Below are 21627 nucleotides of genomic sequence, written 5' to 3' on the forward strand. Positions count from 1 at the left end.
ATTATTTATAAAAATGCTCGAAGATAAATCACAAGAACTTACGCCTATTTCCAAACTTGGAGAATTTGGTTTGATAAAACATTTGACGGAAAGTTTTCCAATCGTTCAGAATTCTACAAAAGTTTCGATCGGCGATGACGCTGCAATTATTGATCCGGAAGGTCAAAAACTAGTCGTTTCTACAGATATGCTGGCGGAAGGCATTCATTTTAATCTGGGCTATGTTCCTTTGAAACATTTGGGTTACAAAGCTGTTGTCGTAAACCTCAGCGATATTGCTGCGATGAATGCAACGCCCACTCAAATCCTGGTTTCCGTAGCGGTCTCCAGCCGTTTTCCTGTAGAAGCTTTGGAAGAGATCTACGACGGCATCGCACTAGCCTGCAACAGATACAAAGTGGACTTAGTTGGCGGTGACACAACCAGTTCCAATGCTGGTTTAGTATTAAGCATCACAGCAATTGGACTGGAAAAAGAAGAAAATATCGTTCAAAGAAATGGTGCAAAACCAAACGATCTTTTGGTGGTTACCGGAGATCTTGGCGGTGCTTATTTAGGATTACAGATCCTGGAAAGAGAACATTCTGTTTTTCTTGCAAACCCTAATATGCAGCCAGAAATGGAAGGATACGATTACATCCTGGAAAAACAGCTGAAACCGGAAGCCAGAACTGATGTGAAAGGAAAATTAGCAGAATTGGGTATCCTTCCAACTTCAATGATTGATGTTTCTGACGGTTTAGCCTCAGAGATTCTTCATCTTTCAGACCAGTCCAAAGTGGGTTTTAATCTTTATGAAGAGAAGATACCGATGGACGAGACATCCATCCACACAGCAGATGAACTGAATCTCAATCCCGCGATGGCCGCACTAAACGGTGGTGAAGATTACGAATTGCTATTCACCATTTCCCCGAATGACTTTGATAAAATTAGAAACCATCCAGATTTCACGATCATTGGTCACGCCACAGAAAACAATGAAGGCAATTTCCTAATCGCCAGAGGATCTAACCAATTGATTCCCTTAACAGCGCAAGGTTGGGATGCTTTCCTGAACAAGGGATAATTTTTGGAACAGAACTTGTAAAGCACAAAACATATTTAAAATATAAAACGATGAAAATTGTAAAAATTTCGACATTCATACTAGCAGGTTTAGCCGTTACTGCCTGCGTTACCAATCCGGTAACCGGCAGATCTTCTATACAGATTGCCAATAACAGTGAGATTGCTACTGCTGCAGCTTCTGAATACAGAACGACACTCTCCAGCGCAAAAGTAGTTACAGGAACATCTGATGCAAACCGGGTGAAAAATGTAGGGGCAAAAATTAAAAATGCAGCTTATGCCTATTATAAAAACATTGGAAGAGAGTCTGATCTGGCTAACTATAGTTGGGAATTCAATCTGATCCAAGACAAGCAACTCAACGCATGGTGTATGCCTGGTGGAAAAGTAGCTTTTTACACAGGCATCATGCCCATCTGTAAAGATGATAACGGCGTTGCGGTTGTCATGGGTCACGAGGTTTCTCACGCCCTAGCTGGCCACGGAAACGAAAGAATCTCTCAGGCAATGCTGGCTCAGTATGGCGGAAGTCTGATTGGTGGATCTATGTCTAACAGCCAGTGGGCAGGCGTCTTTGAAAAAGTGTATCCTGTGGGTGCGCAGGTAGGACTTTTGGCTTACGGAAGGAAGCAGGAATCTGAAGCGGACGAGATGGGATTACAGCTAATGGCAATGGCGGGTTACGATCCAAGAAGCGCGACATCTTTCTGGCAGAGAATGGAGGCATCTTCCACTGGCAGCAGAACGCCGGAATTCCTCTCTACACACCCAAATCCTGCTAACAGAATTGCAGACCTGAATGCTGATATGCCAAAAGCTTTGCAATATTATAAAGCAGCTGGTGGTAAACTTTAAATTTTTTGTTTAAATTTATATCAAATTAAAAACATAAAAGATGAAAAGTTTAGTTGTTATTGGGGTCATTTTATTGGGATTGGGCGCATTGCTGTTCTATCTGAATGATATGGCAATCGATCTAAGAGTCATTTACGGTGCACTTTCTGGAATTGGAATAGGGTTGATCATAGGCGGACTGGTCGGCTATGTCAGCAAAGGCAATGCTGTCAGGGAAGCACAGATCAGGAATGAATTCAAACAGCTTCAAAAAGAAAAAGCCGAGTTGGAAAAACAACGCGTTGAAAATAATTTAAATAGCGGAAGTCTTTCTTAATTAAAGACTTCTTATAAATTGACCAGGCGTTGTCTTGGTATATTTTTTAAATATCTTATTAAAATAAGTAATATTATTAAAACCTGTAGCATAGCAGCTTTCTGCTATGCTTTTTTCTTGGGAAAGCAGAATACATGCTTTATCTATTCTGTACCGGTTAACAAACTCTACGAATGTAATGGATGTTGCTTTTTTGAAAAAATTACAGAACGCCGGTTTGGTGAGGTTGGCAAGATCTGCAGCCTGCTGGATATCCACCTCATTCTGATATCCATTTTCGACATAAGTGAAAACCGCTTCCAACCTGACTCTGTTTCTGGAGACGATCGTGTAAGGCATAATTTCTGTGTTCAGCAATTCGTAATCTTCTGTTTTTGAAAGGTCAAAAAGGAGATCTAGAAGCAATAAATATCTGGTGTAACCTTCGGATTCTGCGATGGTTTCTAACTTAGGAATGATCCTTTTTTTTACTTCAGAGGAGAATAGAACGCCATATCTTGACATCTCCAATAGTCTCTTTATAGAATGACTGTCCGGCTCACCTTCTGGCAAAGAAAGGATCTCTTCTTTGAACAGAATAACAATTTCTTCGTGAGGATCTGTCGCGTTGAGACCCAATCCTGAGTGTGGAATATTGGAACCAATCAGTGCAAGCGCACCATCTTCGAAGTGGCTTTTGTGATATCCAACGTGTCTTGTCCCTTTTCCCTTCAATACACAAACAATTTCAATTTCCGGATGATAATGGTACTGCCAGTTCAGCTCCGATATCGGGATATCCTTGATATGCAATACTTTGAAAGAGCTGTTATCGTCCGGGGAAATATGCTCGAGAATTACTTTCATTCCTGTTAATACTAATTTTATGTAAAAATAAACAAAACATATTAATATTGTTCTGTTTTTTATTTATTGAGTTAAACAAATATTTAATAATACCCTTTACATTTGTCAAACAAAATCAAGTTTCTCACAAAGTATTGATTTTGTGAATTTTTAAGGTCTATATATGAAGAAGGCTGGAAATTAATTTTTCCAGCCTTCTCATATTTTATCAATGAAGATATTAATTGAAGTTGTAACCAATACCAACAATGAACATACTTGGACGGTTGTCGTATCTGATTACTGTATCGCCGCTTGCGATATCAATGACGTTTCTGGAATCTTTTGAAAATGCACCTTCATACCTGGCATTAAGAACAAATTTGGAAAGTGTCGCCTGAGCTCCAAACTGATAACCTACTGTAAATTCATTCTTTGCATTGACCTTAAAGTCTTCATAGGTCTTATCTCCAGATAAATTATAGGAAGCAACAGGACCTACAAAAGCCGCTAATTTTCCTAGTAAGAAATTATGTCCTAGCAGAACAGGAACATCTATCCTGTTACTTTTAGCTTCTATTTCTACATCGCCACTGGTTTGAACACTTTTTTTGAAAGAGGTGTAATAGATTTCCGGCATTACAAACCATCCACTTACAGGAAAATCAACTTTTGCCGCCAGACCTACATTGAATCCAGTTGAATTATTTCCTTTTGTTTCTACGGCACTGTTTACTGCGCCTTTAAAATTCTCCCAACTTGCGGATGAAGTGTCTAACAAGGCATTGGCTCTTAATCCAAATGTAACCTGCGAATAAGCCATCATTCCTGCGAATATAGCTAGTGTACTAATTAGTCTTTTCATTGTCTTCTGTTTTATCATTAATTAAACTTGTCTGATCATTTTCCAACATAAATTCTCTCAGCTGTTTGAACAGTTCTGATGAATAAACGAAGTCTATCAGGTTTTTATTCTTTGCCGTTGTCAGCATATTCTTATCGCCTTCCCACTCTTTGATGCCTAATCTCAGATAAAGGATTTTTTCACCAATGGTCATCACAGAGTTCATATCGTGGGTGTTGATGATGGTGGTGGTATTGTATTCTCTGGTAATTTCCAAAAGCAGATCATCTATCACATTGGACGTATAGGGATCTAGTCCGGAATTGGGCTCATCGCAGAACAGATATTTGGGGTTGTTGACGATCGCTCTTGCGATGGCCACCCTTTTCTGCATACCGCCGGAAATCTCGGAAGGGAATTTTTTATTCGCTTTCTCCAGGTTAACTCTGCCTATGACTTCCAGGACTTTCCGCTTTTTTTCGCGGTAAGTTAGATTGGTAAACATATCCAGAGGAAAACTGATATTTTCTTCCACCGTCATCGAGTCAAAAAGTGCACTTCCCTGGAAAACGGTTCCGATCTCTGAACGCAGCACCTGTTTATCTTCACGGGACATGGTCATGATATCTCTTCCGTCAAACAAAATGCTACCACTAGATGGTTCATACACATTAAGAAGCGATTTCAAAAATACCGTTTTACCTGATCCACTTTGCCCGATAATCAAATTAACCTTTCCTGTTTCAAAAGTGGTCGTAATACCCTTAAGAACCTCAACATCATTATTAAAGCTTTTTTTTAATTCTTTTACTTCTATCATTAGCTTAGTAACATTTGGGTTAATATTAAATTCATGATAATCACCGCTATCATTGTCCATACCACGGCCTGTGTACTCGCTCTACCAACTTCCAAAGATCCACCTTTTACGTTATAACCGAAATAAGCTGGAATAGTAGCAATCAAAAATGCAAAAGCGGCCGTCTTCACAAATGCATACCAAATAAAATAGGTTGGCATATACATCTGCAACCCAGTTATATAGTCAGCTTTGGTCCAACTTCCTGTGGCTGCCCCTGCAAAGTATCCACCTGCAATGCCCATCACGATACTAATAGCAATCAATATCGGATTGAATACGACACTTGCAACAATCTTTGGTAAGATCAAAAAGTTAGCAGAATTGACACCCATAATATCCAAAGCGTCTATCTGCTCTGTCACGCGCATGGTGCCAATACTGGACGCGATGTAAGATCCCACTTTACCAGCCAGAATGACTGAGATAATCGTCGGCGAGAATTCCAAAATCAAAACGACTTTGGTTGCATAGCCTACAAAACTATTGGGAATCGGAAATGATGACGCACTGAAGTTGTTAAACATCTGAATCGCTACAACTGCTCCCACAAAAAATGATGTGAATAATACCAGTCCGAAAGAGTTGACTCCAAGATCATAGAACTCTCTGGCCAATAATTTGAGGTAAACATTTCTCTTTTGTGGCTTGCTGAGCGCTTTTCCTAACAATATGAAATATTCGCCTATGGATGTAAATAGTCGTTTTAACATAAAAACAAAATTAGTTCTTTTTCTTATAAAAATCAGCGTGCATTTTTGTCGCCGACGATGATTAAAAATATGGTTTTCAAGATGATTACAATATCCATGCTAAAACTCCAGTTTTTAACGTAAAATGAGTCTGCTAGGATTCTTTTTTTCATCCCGATGTTCATATCGCCTTCATCTCCGCGCAATCCACTCACCTGTGCCAATCCTGTAATGCCTGGCTTTACCATACTCCGCAGGCTATATCTGCTGATTTTAGGTTTATAAAAATCATCTACCAGAAGCATATGTGGTCTTGGCCCTACAACCGTCATGTCGCCCATCAATACATTGATAAACTGAGGCAATTCATCCATACTTGTTTTTCTGAGGAACTTTCCAATTTTGGTAATTCGGTCATCGTTAGCATCAGTGGTTTTATCTGATGCGTTTCCGCTAGATTTCATAGTCCGGAACTTAAGACAGTCAAAAACCTCATCGTGATAACCGTATCTTTTTTGAATAAAAAATACGGAGCCTTTTGCATCATCCAGTTTGATTAGCAGCATGATGACAGGAAAGAGCCAAGAACAGATTCCAATTAAAACAATGACCGAAAACAACAGATCAAAAATTCTCTTGATGGTGAGGTTTGTAAAAAAATCAAGCGGATACTTGGCCTGGGAAAGAATGGGGATGGTTTCTATATAGCTAAACTCATATTCGAAAAAATCGTTCTGAATGATATTCGGCACCAAAGAAATCTTCACTTTATTAAGTTCTGCCTGGCGGAAAAGTGCATTTTCAAAAGATTTTTCCAGACAATGCTCAGACGGCAGAAAGATGGTATGGATGCCGTGGTCTTTCCAAAACATCACAATATCATTGATATTATAATGTTCTGAAGGATAATCATAAACCTTGTATCCATAGTCCTTTCGCTGGTTGATAAGCTCTGCGAGGATATCAGAAGAGGCATTTTCGCCAATAAACATGATATTCCTATGATTGATCCCGATACTTCTGATGTATTTCAGAAGAAAGTAGATAAAACTCTTGATAGGAATCACGACCAACAACAGAATACCGGCAAGATAGAAGCGTTCGGTTTTCAGAAAATCATTGTTACTGACTTTTGCTAAGAGAATAACCCCTATAAAAAAGAAAAACACATGAATAAGGATCCTTTCCAAGTAGATGGTATAGGTCACATTTCTAGGTATGTGGTACAATCTGGTTCTACCACTCAGCAGTATCCAGAAAAAACACAGCAGTAATATGGATAAAAGGTTCTGTTCTAACGTTTCTGAATCATATTTAACTTCAAAATTCCTGAAATAATAAAAACAAAAAACCATTGATACGAGAATCATATCAAGCAGAATGACAAATGTTTTAAAATATCTGGAATACCGAAGCCTCTGCATAGATCAAATTTAAGGGATATTCAAATACTTATGCGTTTGGATAGACGATCTCCATTGTGGATTTTGCAGAATAAAATCTGTGATCTTCGGATACATTGCATCACGTTTACTCCATTCGCTTTGAAGATAAAGGACACAATCCTCATTCACTTTACAACCTTGTTCTTCAGCAAATTTGAAATCATTTTGATTAAAGATGATCATCTTCAGTTCGCTGGCAACATTATAAATTTCTGCCAATGGAAGTCCGGTTTTCTTTGGAGAAAGCGTGATCCAGTCCAGCTGTCCGCTCATAGGATAAGCGCCTGAAGTTTCGATATGGATCGTGCAGCCCAACTCTTTCAGCTTTGAAGTTAAAATATCGAGATTCCACATCAGCGGTTCGCCGCCTGTCAAAACAATGGTCTTGCAAAGTTTCGCTGCAGTTTTTGCAATCTCCTCCGTATCCATCAAGGGATGAAGGGTTGGATCCCAACTTTCCTTCACATCACACCAATGGCAGCCGACATCACATCCGCCTAAACGAATGAAATAAGCCGCTTTTCCCGCATGAAATCCCTCTCCCTGAATAGTGTAAAAATGCTCCATCACTGGGAGCATTTTTCCTTCTTTTAGTAATAAGTCTTCTTTTTCTTTAGTCATTATAAACCGAAGTTTTATAGGCAATGATGGTGTTTTTCATCAGCATCGCACGCGTCATTGGTCCTACTCCACCAGGTACAGGTGTGATCCAATCTGCTTTTTCTGCGCAGCTGTCAAAATCTACATCACCTGCGAGATGATATCCTTTTTCAGAATGGTCTTCTACACGTGTGATTCCCACATCTACGATCACTGCGCCTTTTTTGATCATATCTCCTTTCAGGAAATTAGGATCGCCCAAAGCCGTGATCACAATATCTGCCTTCTTTGTATATTCTTCTATCTGTTCTGTGTAAGAGTGTGTAAGGGTCACCGTAGAATTGCCGGGGAAATCCTTTCTTCCCATCAGGATGCTCATTGGTTTCCCCACGATCCTACTTCTGCCGATGATGACACAGTCTTTACCTTTTGTTTCAATATTATATCTTTCCAATAAGGTTAAGATCCCAAATGGAGTAGCTGGTAGAAAAGTGTCCATTTCCAAAGCCATTTTACCAAAATTTTCCGGATGGAAACCATCCACATCTTTTCTCGGATCAATCGCCATAATGATCTTTTCCTGATCGATCTGCTTTGGCAAAGGCAACTGAACGATAAATCCGTCTACTGCTTTTGACTTGTTAAGCTCATCAATCTTTTCCAACAATTCCGATTCTGAAACCGTGCTTGGGAATTTGATCAATGAAGATTGGAATCCAACTTCCTCACAATCTTTCACTTTGCTGTTGACGTAGGCTTTGCTTGCGCCATTGTTCCCAACCAAAATCGCAACCAAATGTGGCGCTCTTCTATTGTTGGCGAGGATTCTTTCAACTTCCTCTTTGATTTCAGCTTTTACCTCTTTTGAGACCTTGAGTCCGTCTAGAATTTGTGCCATTTTTACTTTCTTTTTACTTTTAGATTAATTTGAACAATGAAGTGTTCCTTTCCCAACACCACATCTATTTTTTTATTTATTTCCTTTATAATAATTGATCAGTCCGTTTGTAGAACTGTCGTGCGTTCCTACTTCGCCATTGCTTTCCAATTCCGGAAGGATTTTTCCTGCCAATACTTTTCCTAGCTCAACACCAAACTGGTCAAAACTGAAAACATTCCAAATCACACCTTGAACAAAGATCTTGTGCTCGTACAAAGCAATCAATTGCCCTAATGTGAACGGCGTCAATTCTTTGAACAAGAATGAGTTTGTGGGCGTGTTTCCTGCAAAAACTTTGTATGGCAAAAGGAATTCTGTTTCTTCCTCAGATTTTCCTGATGATTTTAATTCAGAAAAAACCTCATCTTCTGTTTTCCCGAAAGCCAGAGCTTCGGTCTGTGCAAAATAATTGGCCAACAAGATATCCTGATGCTCACCCACGTCATTCACAGATTTTGCATAAGCAATGAAATCTGCCGGAATCAATTCTGTTCCTTGGTGGATTAATTGATAAAACGCGTGCTGACCGTTGGTTCCAGGTTCTCCCCAGATGATCGGTCCTGTTTCATATTCTACAAATTCACCGTTTCTGTCAACCGATTTTCCGTTGCTTTCCATATCGCCTTGTTGCAGATAGGCTGCGAAACGGTCAAGATACTGAGAGTAAGGCAAAATAGCATAAGTACTGGCTGCAAAGAAGTTACGGTACCAGATTCCTAAAAGTCCCATCAAAACCGGAACGTTTTTATCTAATTCCGCAGTCTGAAAATGAACGTCTGTCTCGTGCGCACCTTTTAATAATTGTTCGAAGTTTTCGTAACCAACAGACAAAACGATACTCAATCCGATGGCGCTCCAAAGCGAGTAACGCCCGCCAACCCAATCCCAGAATTCGAAGATGTTCTCTTCCGCAATCCCGAACGCTTTAACCAACTGAATGTTAGTTGATAAAGCTACAAAATGTTTTGCAACATCGGCATCAGTTGCGCCAGATTTCAGGAACCATTCTTTTGCAGAATTGGCATTGGTCATCGTTTCCTGCGTTGTAAATGTTTTGGAAGCAATGATGAACAATGTGGTTTCCGGATCAAGGTCTTTCACCACCTCAGCCATATGATTCCCGTCCACATTGGAAACGAAATGGACGTTCAGTCTGGTTTTGAAATGCTTCAACGCAGAACAAACCATCATTGGTCCAAGATCTGAACCTCCGATGCCAACATTCACAACATCTGTGATCTCTTTGCCGGTAAAGCCTTTATGAGAACCGGAAATGACGCTTTCCGAAAAAGCTTTCATATGGTCCAAAACCTTTTTGATTCCCGGTTTGATATTTTCGCCATCTACCAAAATCTCTTTCTCAGAAAAATCCCTCAAAGCGGTGTGAAGTACTGCTCTGTCTTCCGTTTCATTGATTTTGTCTCCTGCGAACATACTTTTGATCGCTGATTGCAATGCTGTTTCTTTCGCCAAATCCAGCAATAATTCGATGGTTTTGGAATCTGCCAAGTTTTTGGAATAATCGAAAAGATAATTTTCTGTTTCTAATGAAAATTCGTTAAAACGGTTTTCATTGTACTGAAAAAGTGTTCTCAGTTCGAAATCGTTATTTGCAAAGTGATCATTAAGCGCTTTCCAGGCGGAAGTATGAAGGGGATTTATTTTTGGTAACATATTTTATTGAGATGTTAGATTTTGTGGATTTAGAAATCGAAATAGCAAATCCATTATTTTTATTAATTCTTGAAAATTTAAAATTGTCTTTACGACATGCAAATTTAAGAAAAATTAGCCACTTTTTTTAAATCGTTTTTTGTTGGAAAATATGACAATTGTCTCCGACTATTCTGTCAGAAGTCTTTAAATTAAGTCTAACTTTACCATTAAATTTAGATTATGGATGATTTTATGGCTGCCCGATCGCAGATGGCGATGTCTCTGGGCTTTCACATTATATTTTCCTGCGTTGGGATGGTGATGCCTTTTCTGATGGCTTTTTCCCATTACAAATATCTCACAACCAAAGACGAGGTTTACAAAGGTCTCACCAAAGCCTGGAGCAAAGGTGTCGCAATTCTCTTCGCAACCGGCGCCGTTTCGGGTACAATGTTGTCTTTTGAACTTGGGTTGCTTTGGCCCAAATTTATGGAACACGCAGGTCCAATTTTCGGGATGCCTTTTTCATTAGAAGGAACCGCCTTTTTCATTGAAGCCATTGCGATTGGTTTCTTTCTTTACGGGTGGGAAAAGTTCAACAAATGGTTTCACTGGTTTTGTGGTGTCGTCGTAGGTGTCAGCGGATTGGCGTCCGGGATTCTGGTGGTTGCTGCCAATGCCTGGATGAACAGTCCCGCTGGTTTCGATTATATTAATGGCCAATATCTGAACATTGATCCTATAAAAGCCATGTTCAACGAGGCTTGGTTTCCGCAGGCTTTTCATATGACAGTCGCCGCATTTGCAGCCACTGGATTTGCCGTGGCAGGGATCCACGCTTTAATGATTCTTAAAAAACGAAATATCAGTTTCCATACAAAAGCGTTCAGGATTTCTGCTGGCTTTGCCATTTTTGGAGCTCTGCTGGCACCAATCAGTGGTGATATTGCGGCAAAATCTGTCGCCAAAAGACAACCCATCAAATTGGCAGCCATGGAAGCGCACTTCGAAACTGAAAAGGGCGCAAGCTTTGTCATAGGCGGCATTCCGGATGAAAAAACCGAACAGGTAAGATACGCGATCAAAGTGCCGAAAGTTTTGAGTTTCCTGGCCAATGGCGATTTCAATTCCGAAGTGAAAGGACTCAAAGATTTCCCAAAAGATGAGTGGCCGCCCGTTGCTGTGGTACATTACGCTTTTCAGATTATGATATTTTTTGGAAGTGTGATGATGGGCATCGGCGGATTGTATCTCATCGCCAGTTTTTGGAAAAAACAATGGCTGACGAAATCCTGGTTCCTCAAAATATTCGTGGCAGCTATTCCTTTTGGATATATCGCTCTGGAAGCCGGCTGGACGGTGACAGAAGTTGGAAGACAGCCTTGGATCATCTATGGCATTATGAAAACCATTGATGCAGTAACACCAATGCCGGGAATCCAGTATTCGTTTTACTTTTTCACCCTGGTTTTCCTCTCGCTGTCATTAATTATTGTTTTTCTTTTAGTAAGACAAATCAAGATGGTTCCGAAACTTTACGACCCTACAGATCCTCATTATAATCCTAAAGGAGAGAAACATTAGCTAATAGACTGAGAGATGAGAGACTTTTCATACTGGATAGCGTTAAGAGGTTTGTTTCTAAATTTTTATTTTAATCTAAGTCTGAAAAAAACATTAAAACTTAAAAAATGATATACGTTGTAATTGCATTTCTTTGGGTGGCGATATGCCTGTATCTGATTACTGGCGGCGCAGATTTTGGTGCTGGAATTATAGAATTATTCTCAAGAAAATCATACCGAGACAAGACAAAATCAATCATGTTGAAATCGATTGCACCCATTTGGGAAGCCAATCATATGTGGCTGATTATCGCAATTGTGATACTTTTTGTGGGGTTTCCTACGATCTATACAACAGTCTCGACTTATCTTCATATTCCATTGGTTTTGATGTTGGTGGGGATCATTGCCCGAGGCACAGCTTTCACCTTTAGAAATTACGACGCTGTGCACGACAGCTGGCAGAAACTATACACCCAGATTTTTTATTACTCCAGCTTACTGACGCCGTTCTTCTTAGGAATGATTGCGGCGGCAACTATTTCCGGTTCCATCGATACGGAAGCAAAAGACTTTCTGAGTCTTTATATTTTCAGCTGGCTGAACTGGTTTGGTGTTTGCGTGGGATTTTTCACGGTGGCACTTTGTGCTTATCTTGCATCTTTGTTTTCTCTTCATCAAGCGAGATTCAGCAGTGATGTTTTACCAATTATGATCCACAAAACAAGACAAACCGCATTGTATGTTGTGGTCACAGGCGTTTTGGTTTTTGTAAGTGCGTATTATTCTGATATCCCGTTGCTCAACTGGATATTTTCAAAAGCGTTGGGAATCATTGCGATTACAATGGCAACCATCAGTTTGCTATTCACCAATGATGCGATTAAAAAAAGTAATTTTCTACTTGCAAGAGTTCTTGGTGGTTTTCAGATCATTATGATTTTGGTAGCAGCCACGTATCAGCATAATCCAGATATTATCCTATTTGCCAATGGCAGTTCGCTGTCTTTATTTGACGAAAGTGCAGCGCCTAAAACCATTGCTGCATTGGGTTGGGCGCTTTTACTTGGTAGCATTTTCATCCTTCCATTTCTGTTTTATCTGCTATTTTCATTTGGTGAGAAAGAAAAATAAAATCAGGAAAACAACGTTAGAAACTATATTTTTTGAATTATGAAAAAGATGTTTGCATTTGTAGCAATTAATTTAGGTGTATTTGGCTTTTCGCAAGCCTGGACTGGTATTGGTGATCAGAAAGCACAGGGCGGAATCAATGCTTGGGGATTGGGAACTGGGATTGCTGCGAGCTATGATTATGGGCTTAACAGTTTGATCTCTGTAGGAGCGGGCGCCAATATTTACTTTAATGAAGATGAAGACAACCCATTTGTCTTTGGTCGTATCGGATTCCACCTTCAGGAGACTTTGGCCTTACCAGCGGAACTGGATATTTATCCTGGAGCTAATGTAGGAATAGCAGGTAGAAACTTCGGTTTGGGTGTTTATCTGGGCGCAAGATATTTTTTCACAGAAAACTGGGGCGCATTTGTAGAAGCAGGCAATAATGGCAGTTTTGGCGTTTCTTATTCTTTCTAAGGACAGCAGCTGATCTCATACAACAACAGAAGCATCTAAGTTTTAGGTGCTTCTGTTGTTTTTTTAGTTCATCATAAAGTGCTTAACACCGCGCACTTTAACAGATTTTACACGACTGCGAACACCTCCAATTTTTAGGTGAGTTTTACGCGTCTCACACGAACTGATTTTTATCACTTTTTTAAAAATTTTTAGGATTTGTTTTTTCAGCCTGTGTTTTCTGTAAATCCGCTGGATAAAACTTGTGCTAAAAACGTAACTTTTATAGCAATTGGATGCACAAAACCAGTTAACGACAAAAAATAATAGATTTGAATATCAGGCATTTAAACAATAATACATCTTTTTTATTAACATATATATAACAGCATATTAAAAAAATGTTAATATAGGAAAAAAATTTTCTGATGCTGTGCAATCGATTGCATTGAGTCATTAATAATCAAAAAAAACAAGTTATGCCACATGAAAAACTCACAAGACCGCATTTAGATTTTCGGAAAACAATTGCAGTCTTCTTTTTGTTCTCCTCCGCTGTTGCATTTGCTCAGGAAACTGACAGCAGCATAAAAAAAGACACGGCAAGCGAAAAAAAAATCGAAGAAGTCGTTTTAGTCGGTTATGGTAGTGTCAAAAAAACAGACCTTACCGGATCTGTAAGCACCATCAGCTCCGAAAAAATAACAGAAAGAAACAACACCAATCCTCTGGAAGCGATCCAGGGAAGTACACCTGGTGTCAACATTACGTCTAACACAGGCCGTGCAGGAGACGGTTTCAAAGTGGTCATCCGTGGTAATAACTCATTGACTGCTAGCGGAAATCCTCTATTCGTGGTAGATGGTGTTCCCTTGGACAATATTGATTTCCTTAATCCTCAGGACATTGCAAGGATGGACGTTTTGAAAGACGCATCTTCAGCATCAATCTACGGTTCCAGAGGAGCAAGTGGGGTTGTGATCGTCACCACAAAAAGCGGCTCTTCTGCAAAACGTGGACTTTCTGTACAATTTGAAACTTCCTATGGTGTCAAAAATGCCTCAAGATTACCAGAAATGATGACTGGTGCAGAATGGTGGAAGTTCCATCAGGTGGCTTATATGAGTTCCAACCCGCTTACGCAAACCCCTGAACAATTGGCAGCTCTATCGGGTGCTAGAAGTCCGCTGTTGGTTTCCAGGGCGAAAAGTGGTTATAGTTTTGATTGGTATGATGCGGTGCTAAGACCTGGTGCCACGCAAAACCATTATTTAAATTTGTCCGGCAGATCTGATGGAGGTCTTGCTTACAATATGTCATTTGGCGTTCAAAAAGATGAAGGTTTGATTGATAAAGATTCGCAGGATAAATACAGTTTCAAACTTGGAATTACACACAAGATCAATGAAAAATTTACAACCGGAGCTAACGTAACAGTAGCAAAAATAACTACAGAATTAGGCAGTGACCTTGCTATGCAAGAGGCTTTCCGCCTAAGTCCACTGATGTCACCCTGGGCAATAGACGCCAACGGTAATGAAATCGTAGGAACCAAATTTTTCTTACCGGGAAAACTGTTTTATCCCGATGGCACAACGCCCGCCATCGATAAAACAAGTACACCAAATCCACTGAGTGAAATTGCCAATTCTTCCCAGACTGAGAAAGTCTGGCAAGCTTTAGGGAACGTATTCTTCCAGTATCAAGCTAAAAAATGGTTGTCTTTCAAAACTACGTTTTCCACAGGTTTCTCCAACACCCAATTAGGAGCGGCCTATGGTGCAGAGACTAATGCCGGTGTGGCCATTTCGAGACGTATTTCTTCTTCTATCAGAAGAACTGACAACTTTAATTACACATGGGATAATCAAATAGACATGAAGCACACCTTTGGTAATGACCACGATTTCAGTTTGTTATTATTGCAAAGTACTTTTTATAATGAGGATATGTCTTATTATTCCTACTCCAACGGGCAACCATTTGACACAGGAATTTATAATCTTGGTTCTGGAGTACAAACAAGTTACCAGATCAATTCTGGATATACTAAGAGAACATTAAGCTCTCTTGCCGCACGTTTGAACTATGCCTATAAAAATAAATACATGTTGACTGCTTCTACAAGATATGACGGTTCTTCCGTTTTTTCTGAAGGTAACAAATGGGCTAACTTCCCATCTGTAGCATTAGCTTGGCGAGTGAGCAAAGAATCTTTTCTGGAAGACAACAGAGTAATGTCAGATTTAAAATTAAGAGCGAGTTTAGGATATACAGGAAATGATAATGTTATTCCTTATACGACTCAAGCATTACTTAATCAGCAAACATTTTATGCCAACGGAGCAAATCTGCTTTCGGGTTGGCAAACCGATGCTTTGGCAAATAAAAATCTAACTTGGGAGAAAACAAGAGAGATTAATTTTGGACTAGACTTCGGTTTTCTGAGAAACAGGATCACAGGTACAGTGGATGTCTATGACAGATTATCAAAAGATCTGATCTATCAACAACAACTACCAGCAGAAACAGGTTATAGATATACATTCTCCAATGTCGGATCTGTCCGTAACAAAGGGGTTGAGGTTTTATTAACCACGAAAAATATCCAAAGCGAAAACATCAGCTGGGAAACAACCTTCACCTTTACAAAAAACGTGAACGAACTGGTTTCTATCTACGGGCAAGACAGCGTGAGTGACATTGGAAACAACCTGATTCTTGGCTCTAACCTAAATCCAAATTACAACTACATTTATGACGGTGTTTGGCAGGAAAGCGAAGCTGCACAAGCTGCTTCTTATGGACAATCACCAGGAATGGCAAGACCAAAAGACATCAATGGTGATGGCAAGTTTAATTCCGATGATAGAACAGTCATTGGCAGTTCTGTTCCAAAATGGCAAGGCAGTTTTTATAACAAATTGACTTTTGGAAACTTTGATTTCAATTTCTCAGTCATAACCAACCAAGGACAAACCGTCCTAAGTACATTCCACAGAAATTTTGCAGATGTATCGGACAGAGGACGACAAAAAATTAAAATGGATTACTTCATCCCAACAAATGGTACCGGAATAGATTCTAACCCCAATACAGAAAATCCAAGACCAGGAGCCATTGCTACAGGAGCGGGCGCTTTTTGGACATCCGGAATGGCCTATTACAGAGATGCATCCTTCGTGAAAGTTAAAAACATATCTTTGGGCTACACGTTCAGCTCTAGCTTATTAAAAGAACTGAAAATAAACAACTTAAGAATCTACGTCAATGTCTTGGATCCATTCGTATTCACAAAATTTGATGGGTATGATCCTGAATGGGCAGGTGCAGCTTTTGGTATCAACAGACCAGCATCTATCACAACTCAATTTGGTGTAAGTGCTAAATTTTAAAAAAATAAATCTCATGAAAAAATCCATATTTATATTAGGTATTGTTGCAGCATTATTCAGCTCATGCAATGATTTTATAGAAGAGGACAGTTTGTCTTTTGTTACAGCAGAGGAAACCTATACCACCGCTTCCGGTTTCCAATTATTAGTCAATTCCAATTATGCTTGGCTTAAAGGAATCTACGGAGGCGATCCTTGGCTGTTTGTGTCTGGTACAGACATGTACGCAGAAGGTAGAACTCCGGAACCTGCAGGATTGAGCCAATACAAACAGCTTATTCCTTCTGCAGAAGGTGTTGACCAGCTTTACACGAGTTGTTATCAATTGATACAATCGGTTAACAAGACCGTTTATTATTCTACCATTACACAACAGAATTCTAATGTTCCTGTATTGGTAGGTGAAGCTAAATACCTAAGAGCTAATGCTTATTTCCTATTGGTACAGACTTATGGAGGCGTACCAATCGTGACAGAAAACTTCACATCACCTGTTCCTTTGCAATTTGACAGAAATACCGCTGAACAGGTCTACGATTTTATTATCCAGGATTTGACAGCCTCTCTTGCTAGTGTTGGGACATCTTCTTACAGCACCGCAGGAAGAGTCAACAAAAGAGCAGTCAATGATCTTTTGGCAAAAGTATATTTGACACGCGGATACGAGACGTTTGGCAAGCCCACGGATTTTGCTACCGCTGCTAGTTATGCAGATGCTGCCATCGCTGGTCAATCCTTGACATTAGCTTTTGCGCAACTATTCACGCCAGGAAATGATTTGAACGCCGAGACTATATTTTCCGTTCAGTATGACTTTAATTCCACTTCTTCTTCACCTACAACTTTGGGTAACAAGCAATTCTACTTTTTCAGTTCCTATCTGGGAGGTTCGGAAACCGGCGCACCACTGAGAAGCTACAACCTTTGTCCTACAGACTATGCATTGGGGCTTTTTGAAAAAAATGATAGCCGATGGAATGCCACATTTATGACAGAGATTTTAGAATTAAAAGAATCGGCAACAAAAACAGTGCTTTACTATCCTTTTTACAGAAACGCAGGAGATCCCAACGTGAAAGTAAGACATTTCTACGCTCCAAAATGGTTTACACCTACGGACAAAACAACTTGGATGACAGCCAACGCTTCAAGGTTATCAACGGCATTCGTATACCACGATTGGGGAACTTATTCCGCAGCATACACGTTGATAAAAAACATAGACGCCCAAACAATTCCTGTGAGAAAATTTGATGATCCATCACTTACGACGCCGTCCAGCACTGGACCAGTGAGCACCAGAGACATCATAACAGCCAGACTTGGTGAGACGTACCTGGTAGCGGCTGAAGCTTATTTAAAAGCAGGAAATGCAGGGACTGGACTTCAAAGACTGAATGCTGTACGAACCAGAGCTGGCGTTACAGCGGCAACAGCTGCAGAATTCAACATAGATTATATCCTTGATGAGAGAGGCAGAGAAATGTTGGGAGAATACACAAGATGGTTTGACCTGAAGAGAACGGGAAAACTGGTACAGCGCGCTGTTCTTTATAATTACAAAATCACCAATGCATCTAACTTTGCAGGGAACAACGGACAGCAGAAAATTCTGAGACCAATACCACAAACCGTTATTGATCTTAATCAAAACAAAAACTTTCCACAGAATCCTGCATATTAATCACACTACAACTTTAATTATAACAAGAAAGACCGGAGCAATTTCCCGGTCTTTCTTGTTTTAATTGATCTCTTTTGGGTTATAACACCATAAATACAAACTGTTTTTCTATCCGTTATTTCAGTTTAAGATTCTTATGCTGTGGCGGAAGCGGAACGTAGCCATCATCGTGGATGACTTTCGGGAACTCATGGTTTTCCCATCTGGTTTTGGCGGCTTCAATCTTTTCTTTTTCTGATGAAACGAAATTCCAATAGATATGTCTGGGTTCCGGAAACGGCTCGCCCCCGAAAATGTAAACCGTAGAAACAGGTTTTAACACGAAATGACAAAACTTTGCATCTTTTGCAATAAGGATCTGTTTCGGATTGTAAAGATTGCCCTCGCTCTCAATATTCCCTTCCAGAATGTATAGTGATGATTCCCCGAAGAGATAATCGCCCAAAATAATTTCTCTATCTTCCTGCGAAGTATTTTTCACTTCAAGGAAATATAATGGTGAATAGACGGGAACGGGCGATTTGCGACCGAGGATTTCTCCTGCGATCAATTTATAGTCCACTCTATTGTCTTTCCAGCTTGGGATATCTTCTTTATTAATATGACAAAACTCCGGTTCCATATCTTCCAATTCCTTTGGCAATGCTACCCAAATCTGCAATCCGTGAAGATTTTTCTCGGAAGCTCTCATATATTCCGGTGTTCTTTCGGAGTGTGCAACGGCTTTTCCGGCGGTCATCCAATTGACTGCGCCTTCTTTGATCTCGATCTCTGTCCCGATAGAATCTCTGTGCATAATGCTGCCTTCAAACAAAAATGTCAGTGTGGAAAGTCCAATGTGTGGATGTGGTGGCACGTCCAGGTTTTCGTAATCCTTGAGCGCTGCCGGTCCCATATGGTCTATAAAAACAAACGGCCCTACACTTCTTTTCTGAGAAAAAGGCAGCAACCTACCCACCAGAAAATTCCCGATGTCAGCCGCTCTCTCCTCTATAATCATTTGAATATTTGACATGATTTTATTTTCGATTAAGGATTTAAAATTACTGAATAATAATTAATACCCACACATTAATTATCCATCGAATCACCCGCAGCCCGACTTGAACGGAAATCCTTTTTTGCGTGTACTCACGTTCTACTGAATCTGAAAACGTCTACAAAAAAGATTGGGAGTGGAAGGCGGATAAAGCTGCCCAAAACGGCTGAACCCTGTACGTAAAAACTAAATAACTCTGACAAAAAGGCTCTGTTTTTTCATGGGTATACTTTCTGACGAATTGATTACCTTTGACAACTTATAATTTTAAAACATATTAATGGAATTAGCATTAAAGATATTTCAGTTTATCCTGAGCATTTCTATCCTTGTAACACTACACGAAATTGGGCACTTCCTGCCGGCGAAATGGTTTAAAACCAAAGTAGACAAATTCTTTTTATTCTTTGACCCGTATTTTTCCATTTTCGCAATGAAAAAAATCAACGGAAAATGGCAATATCGGTTTCTTTCTAAAAATGAACCCACAGAAGAAGAAGTTGAAATAGACGGTAAAAAAGTCCTACAACCTATCGATGTTTCTACGCTTCCGGATTCGGATTGGAGAAAGCACGAAGGTGTAAAATATGGAATCGGATGGCTTCCCTTCGGAGGTTATGTAAAGATTGCAGGAATGGTGGACGAAAGTATGGATACTGAGCAATTGAAAAAGCCTGCTCAACCATGGGAGTTCCGTGCGAAACCAGCTTGGCAACGATTGATCATTATGCTTGGCGGTGTAACGGTTAACTTCTTTTTGGCTTGGTTGATTTTCGGCTCATTATCTTATTTCTATGGTGAGGAGAATTATGATACCGAGAAATTGGGCGGTAAAATGTATTACTCTGAGCCGTCCTTGAAAATGGGTTTTGAAAACGGCGATAAAATTTTAAAAGTGGATGGCAAAACGCAAAAAGATTTTGACAAATTATCGTTGGATGTCTTGTTGAGTGATCATATCACGGTTCTTAGAAACGGAAAAGAAGTGACTTTTCCGACCAGCGACAGTGGAAAAGCCTTGGTTTTGCAAGCAGATACTCCAAAAGCTTTTTTGATGCCGAGAATTGCCCCAACGGTAGATACAGTGGTTCAGAAATCAACGCTGGATGCAGGTCTTAAAATTGGCGACAAAATCGTGAGTGTCGATAATCAAAAAATCGAGTACTACGATGAGTTAGCGCCTATTGTTTCTAAGAAAGCAGGATCAAAAGTTGATTTTGTTGTTGAGCGTGGACAGACTTTGGTTCCGGTATCAGTTCCTGTGGACAAAGAAGGAAAAATCGGGGTTGCCTCGTACAAAGATTATAAAAAAATGGTAACCCTTCATCATTTTTCATTGACTGAATCTGTGGGCAGAGGTTACACAAGAACCATTGAAAGTTTGACTTATCAGGTCAAACAATTCAAATTAATCTTCAACAAAACCATTAAAGGTTACAAAAAAGTAGGCGGACCCATTGCAATTGTAAACAATATGCACGTGGATAAAACCAAAGATGGCGACCTTTCTATCAACTGGCAGCAGTTTTGGTCTTTTACGGCTAAGTTTTCTATCTGGTTGGCCTTTCTTAACCTGATCCCAATTCCAGGCTTAGATGGCGGTCATGTTCTGTTTACATTGTGGGAAATCATCACAAGAAAACCTGTGCCGCAGAAAATTTTGGAAAATGCACAAATGGTAGGTGTTATTTTCTTGTTAGGTCTGATGGTGTTAATATTTGGAAATGATATAGTTAAGCTGATAGTGCAAGCTTTGAGCTAAAAAAAAATAAAAAAGTTTCAAAAAAAGTTTTGGAGTTTTTAAAAAAGTTTCTATATTTGCACACGCTTAAAGCAAAAAGAAACATTCCTCTTTAGCTCAGCTGGTTAGAGCATCTGACTGTTAATCAGAGGGTCCTTGGTTCGAGCCCAAGAAGAGGAGCAAAACCATCACAGCAATGTGATGGTTTTTTGCTTTTATGGGGTTACAGCTTAGGCTTGCCTTGATTTATCATTTTTACTGAAATTGGATCAATCCCAAAACTTGGGGAGAAAGATAAAAATTAATAATTTTGAAGGATGTTAAATGATGTCGAACTCCTTAAATTATTTTTGCCGGAACTTCTCATTGAGTATTTTGAGATTGTAAAATTTGAAGAAGAAAACCAAATCCTGCACATCTATTTTGAAGAGAAAAATACTGCTCCGAAAGAGTTTTCTTCTCTGCTATTACAGTCAAAAGGTTTTGTTCCGGAAATAACCGTTGATGATTTTCCTCTGCGTGGAA

At 39.7% G+C, this 21627-nt stretch carries 19 protein-coding genes and 1 tRNA gene; 11 read left to right on the plus strand and 9 right to left on the minus strand.

Annotated features, from left to right (window positions below):
- Nucleotides 1–13 precede the first annotated feature (13 nt).
- Genes thiL through F564_RS18885 form a run of 3 tightly spaced genes read left to right on the plus strand, consistent with a single transcriptional unit; the run spans nucleotide 14 to nucleotide 2242 of the window.
- Nucleotides 14–1069 carry a thiamine-phosphate kinase gene (gene thiL / locus F564_RS0107070; RefSeq protein ID WP_028122007.1) on the plus strand — a complete coding sequence of 352 codons (1056 nt, stop codon included), beginning with the start codon at nucleotides 14–16 and terminating at the stop codon, nucleotides 1067–1069.
- Nucleotides 1070–1119: 50 nt separating this feature from the next.
- Nucleotides 1120–1926, plus strand: a complete 807-nt coding sequence (locus F564_RS0107075) for a M48 family metallopeptidase (RefSeq protein ID WP_034981000.1) — start codon at nucleotides 1120–1122, stop codon at nucleotides 1924–1926.
- A 40-nt stretch (nucleotides 1927–1966) separates the two neighbouring features.
- Nucleotides 1967–2242 (plus strand): hypothetical protein, encoded by a 276-nt coding sequence (locus F564_RS18885; RefSeq protein ID WP_034981003.1) that lies wholly within the window; start codon nucleotides 1967–1969, stop codon nucleotides 2240–2242.
- On the opposite strand, the gene F564_RS0107085 is transcribed toward F564_RS18885, so the two are convergent.
- From F564_RS0107085 to pgi, 8 genes are all read right to left on the minus strand, one after another.
- Entirely contained in the window at nucleotides 2243–3088 is an 846-nt protein-coding gene (locus F564_RS0107085) for an AraC family transcriptional regulator (protein ID WP_028122009.1), read from the minus strand.
- A 220-nt stretch (nucleotides 3089–3308) separates the two neighbouring features.
- Nucleotides 3309–3932, minus strand: coding sequence for a porin family protein (locus F564_RS0107090; RefSeq protein WP_028122010.1), 624 nt, complete (start codon nucleotides 3930–3932; stop codon nucleotides 3309–3311).
- Nucleotides 3916–4731 carry an ABC transporter ATP-binding protein gene (locus F564_RS0107095; RefSeq protein WP_028122011.1) on the minus strand — a complete coding sequence of 272 codons (816 nt, stop codon included), beginning with the start codon at nucleotides 4729–4731 and terminating at the stop codon, nucleotides 3916–3918. Before F564_RS0107095 ends, F564_RS0107090 begins: the two co-directional genes overlap by 17 nt.
- Nucleotides 4731–5483 carry an MlaE family ABC transporter permease gene (locus tag F564_RS0107100; RefSeq protein WP_028122012.1) on the minus strand — a complete coding sequence of 251 codons (753 nt, stop codon included), beginning with the start codon at nucleotides 5481–5483 and terminating at the stop codon, nucleotides 4731–4733. Before F564_RS0107100 ends, F564_RS0107095 begins: the two co-directional genes overlap by 1 nt.
- Before the next feature lie 32 nt (nucleotides 5484–5515).
- Complete coding sequence (locus F564_RS0107105) at nucleotides 5516–6886, minus strand: exopolysaccharide biosynthesis polyprenyl glycosylphosphotransferase (protein ID WP_028122013.1); 1371 nt, start codon at nucleotides 6884–6886, stop codon at nucleotides 5516–5518.
- Nucleotides 6887–6895: 9 nt separating this feature from the next.
- Nucleotides 6896–7528 carry a 7-carboxy-7-deazaguanine synthase QueE gene (locus F564_RS0107110; RefSeq protein WP_028122014.1) on the minus strand — a complete coding sequence of 211 codons (633 nt, stop codon included), beginning with the start codon at nucleotides 7526–7528 and terminating at the stop codon, nucleotides 6896–6898.
- A complete protein-coding gene (locus F564_RS0107115; protein WP_028122015.1) occupies nucleotides 7521–8405 on the minus strand; it encodes a bifunctional 5,10-methylenetetrahydrofolate dehydrogenase/5,10-methenyltetrahydrofolate cyclohydrolase in 885 nt (294 codons plus the stop codon). Before F564_RS0107115 ends, F564_RS0107110 begins: the two co-directional genes overlap by 8 nt.
- 72 nt (nucleotides 8406–8477) lie before the next feature.
- The gene (pgi, locus tag F564_RS0107120) at nucleotides 8478–10121 is read right to left on the minus strand and encodes a glucose-6-phosphate isomerase (protein WP_028122016.1); all 1644 of its coding nucleotides are present in this window, start codon (nucleotides 10119–10121) and stop codon (nucleotides 8478–8480) included.
- A gap of 222 nt (nucleotides 10122–10343) precedes the next feature.
- On the opposite strand from pgi, the gene F564_RS0107125 reads away from it, so the two are divergent.
- From F564_RS0107125 to F564_RS0107145, 5 genes are all read left to right on the plus strand, one after another.
- Nucleotides 10344–11687, plus strand: a complete 1344-nt coding sequence (locus F564_RS0107125) for a cytochrome ubiquinol oxidase subunit I (RefSeq protein ID WP_028122017.1) — start codon at nucleotides 10344–10346, stop codon at nucleotides 11685–11687.
- Nucleotides 11688–11794: 107 nt separating this feature from the next.
- Complete coding sequence (locus F564_RS0107130; protein ID WP_028122018.1) at nucleotides 11795–12802, plus strand: cytochrome d ubiquinol oxidase subunit II; 1008 nt, start codon at nucleotides 11795–11797, stop codon at nucleotides 12800–12802.
- A gap of 39 nt (nucleotides 12803–12841) precedes the next feature.
- Nucleotides 12842–13264 carry a DUF6646 family protein gene (locus tag F564_RS0107135; protein ID WP_028122019.1) on the plus strand — a complete coding sequence of 141 codons (423 nt, stop codon included), beginning with the start codon at nucleotides 12842–12844 and terminating at the stop codon, nucleotides 13262–13264.
- Between the two features lie 458 nt (nucleotides 13265–13722).
- On the plus strand, nucleotides 13723–16638 hold the full coding sequence (locus F564_RS18890) for a SusC/RagA family TonB-linked outer membrane protein (protein ID WP_084406785.1): 2916 nt from the start codon (nucleotides 13723–13725) through the stop codon (nucleotides 16636–16638).
- A gap of 13 nt (nucleotides 16639–16651) precedes the next feature.
- A complete protein-coding gene (locus F564_RS0107145) occupies nucleotides 16652–18322 on the plus strand; it encodes a RagB/SusD family nutrient uptake outer membrane protein (protein WP_028122020.1) in 1671 nt (556 codons plus the stop codon).
- 115 nt (nucleotides 18323–18437) lie between these two features.
- On the opposite strand, the gene F564_RS0107150 is transcribed toward F564_RS0107145, so the two are convergent.
- On the minus strand, nucleotides 18438–19337 hold the full coding sequence (locus F564_RS0107150; RefSeq protein WP_028122021.1) for a pirin family protein: 900 nt from the start codon (nucleotides 19335–19337) through the stop codon (nucleotides 18438–18440).
- A 304-nt stretch (nucleotides 19338–19641) separates the two neighbouring features.
- Between F564_RS0107150 and rseP the strand changes: the two genes are divergently transcribed.
- From rseP to F564_RS0107165, 3 genes are all read left to right on the plus strand, one after another.
- Nucleotides 19642–21123 carry an RIP metalloprotease RseP gene (rseP, locus tag F564_RS0107155; RefSeq protein ID WP_028122022.1) on the plus strand — a complete coding sequence of 494 codons (1482 nt, stop codon included), beginning with the start codon at nucleotides 19642–19644 and terminating at the stop codon, nucleotides 21121–21123.
- 85 nt (nucleotides 21124–21208) lie between these two features.
- Nucleotides 21209–21282: transfer RNA gene (locus F564_RS0107160), tRNA-Asn, on the plus strand.
- A gap of 137 nt (nucleotides 21283–21419) precedes the next feature.
- The coding region (locus tag F564_RS0107165) for an ISAon1 family transposase N-terminal region protein (protein ID WP_028122023.1) at nucleotides 21420–21627 on the plus strand (208 nt) is incomplete at its 3' end.

The sequence above is a fragment of the Epilithonimonas tenax DSM 16811 genome, from assembly GCF_000428485.1.
GTDB classification, from domain to species: Bacteria; Bacteroidota; Bacteroidia; order Flavobacteriales; family Weeksellaceae; genus Epilithonimonas; species Epilithonimonas tenax.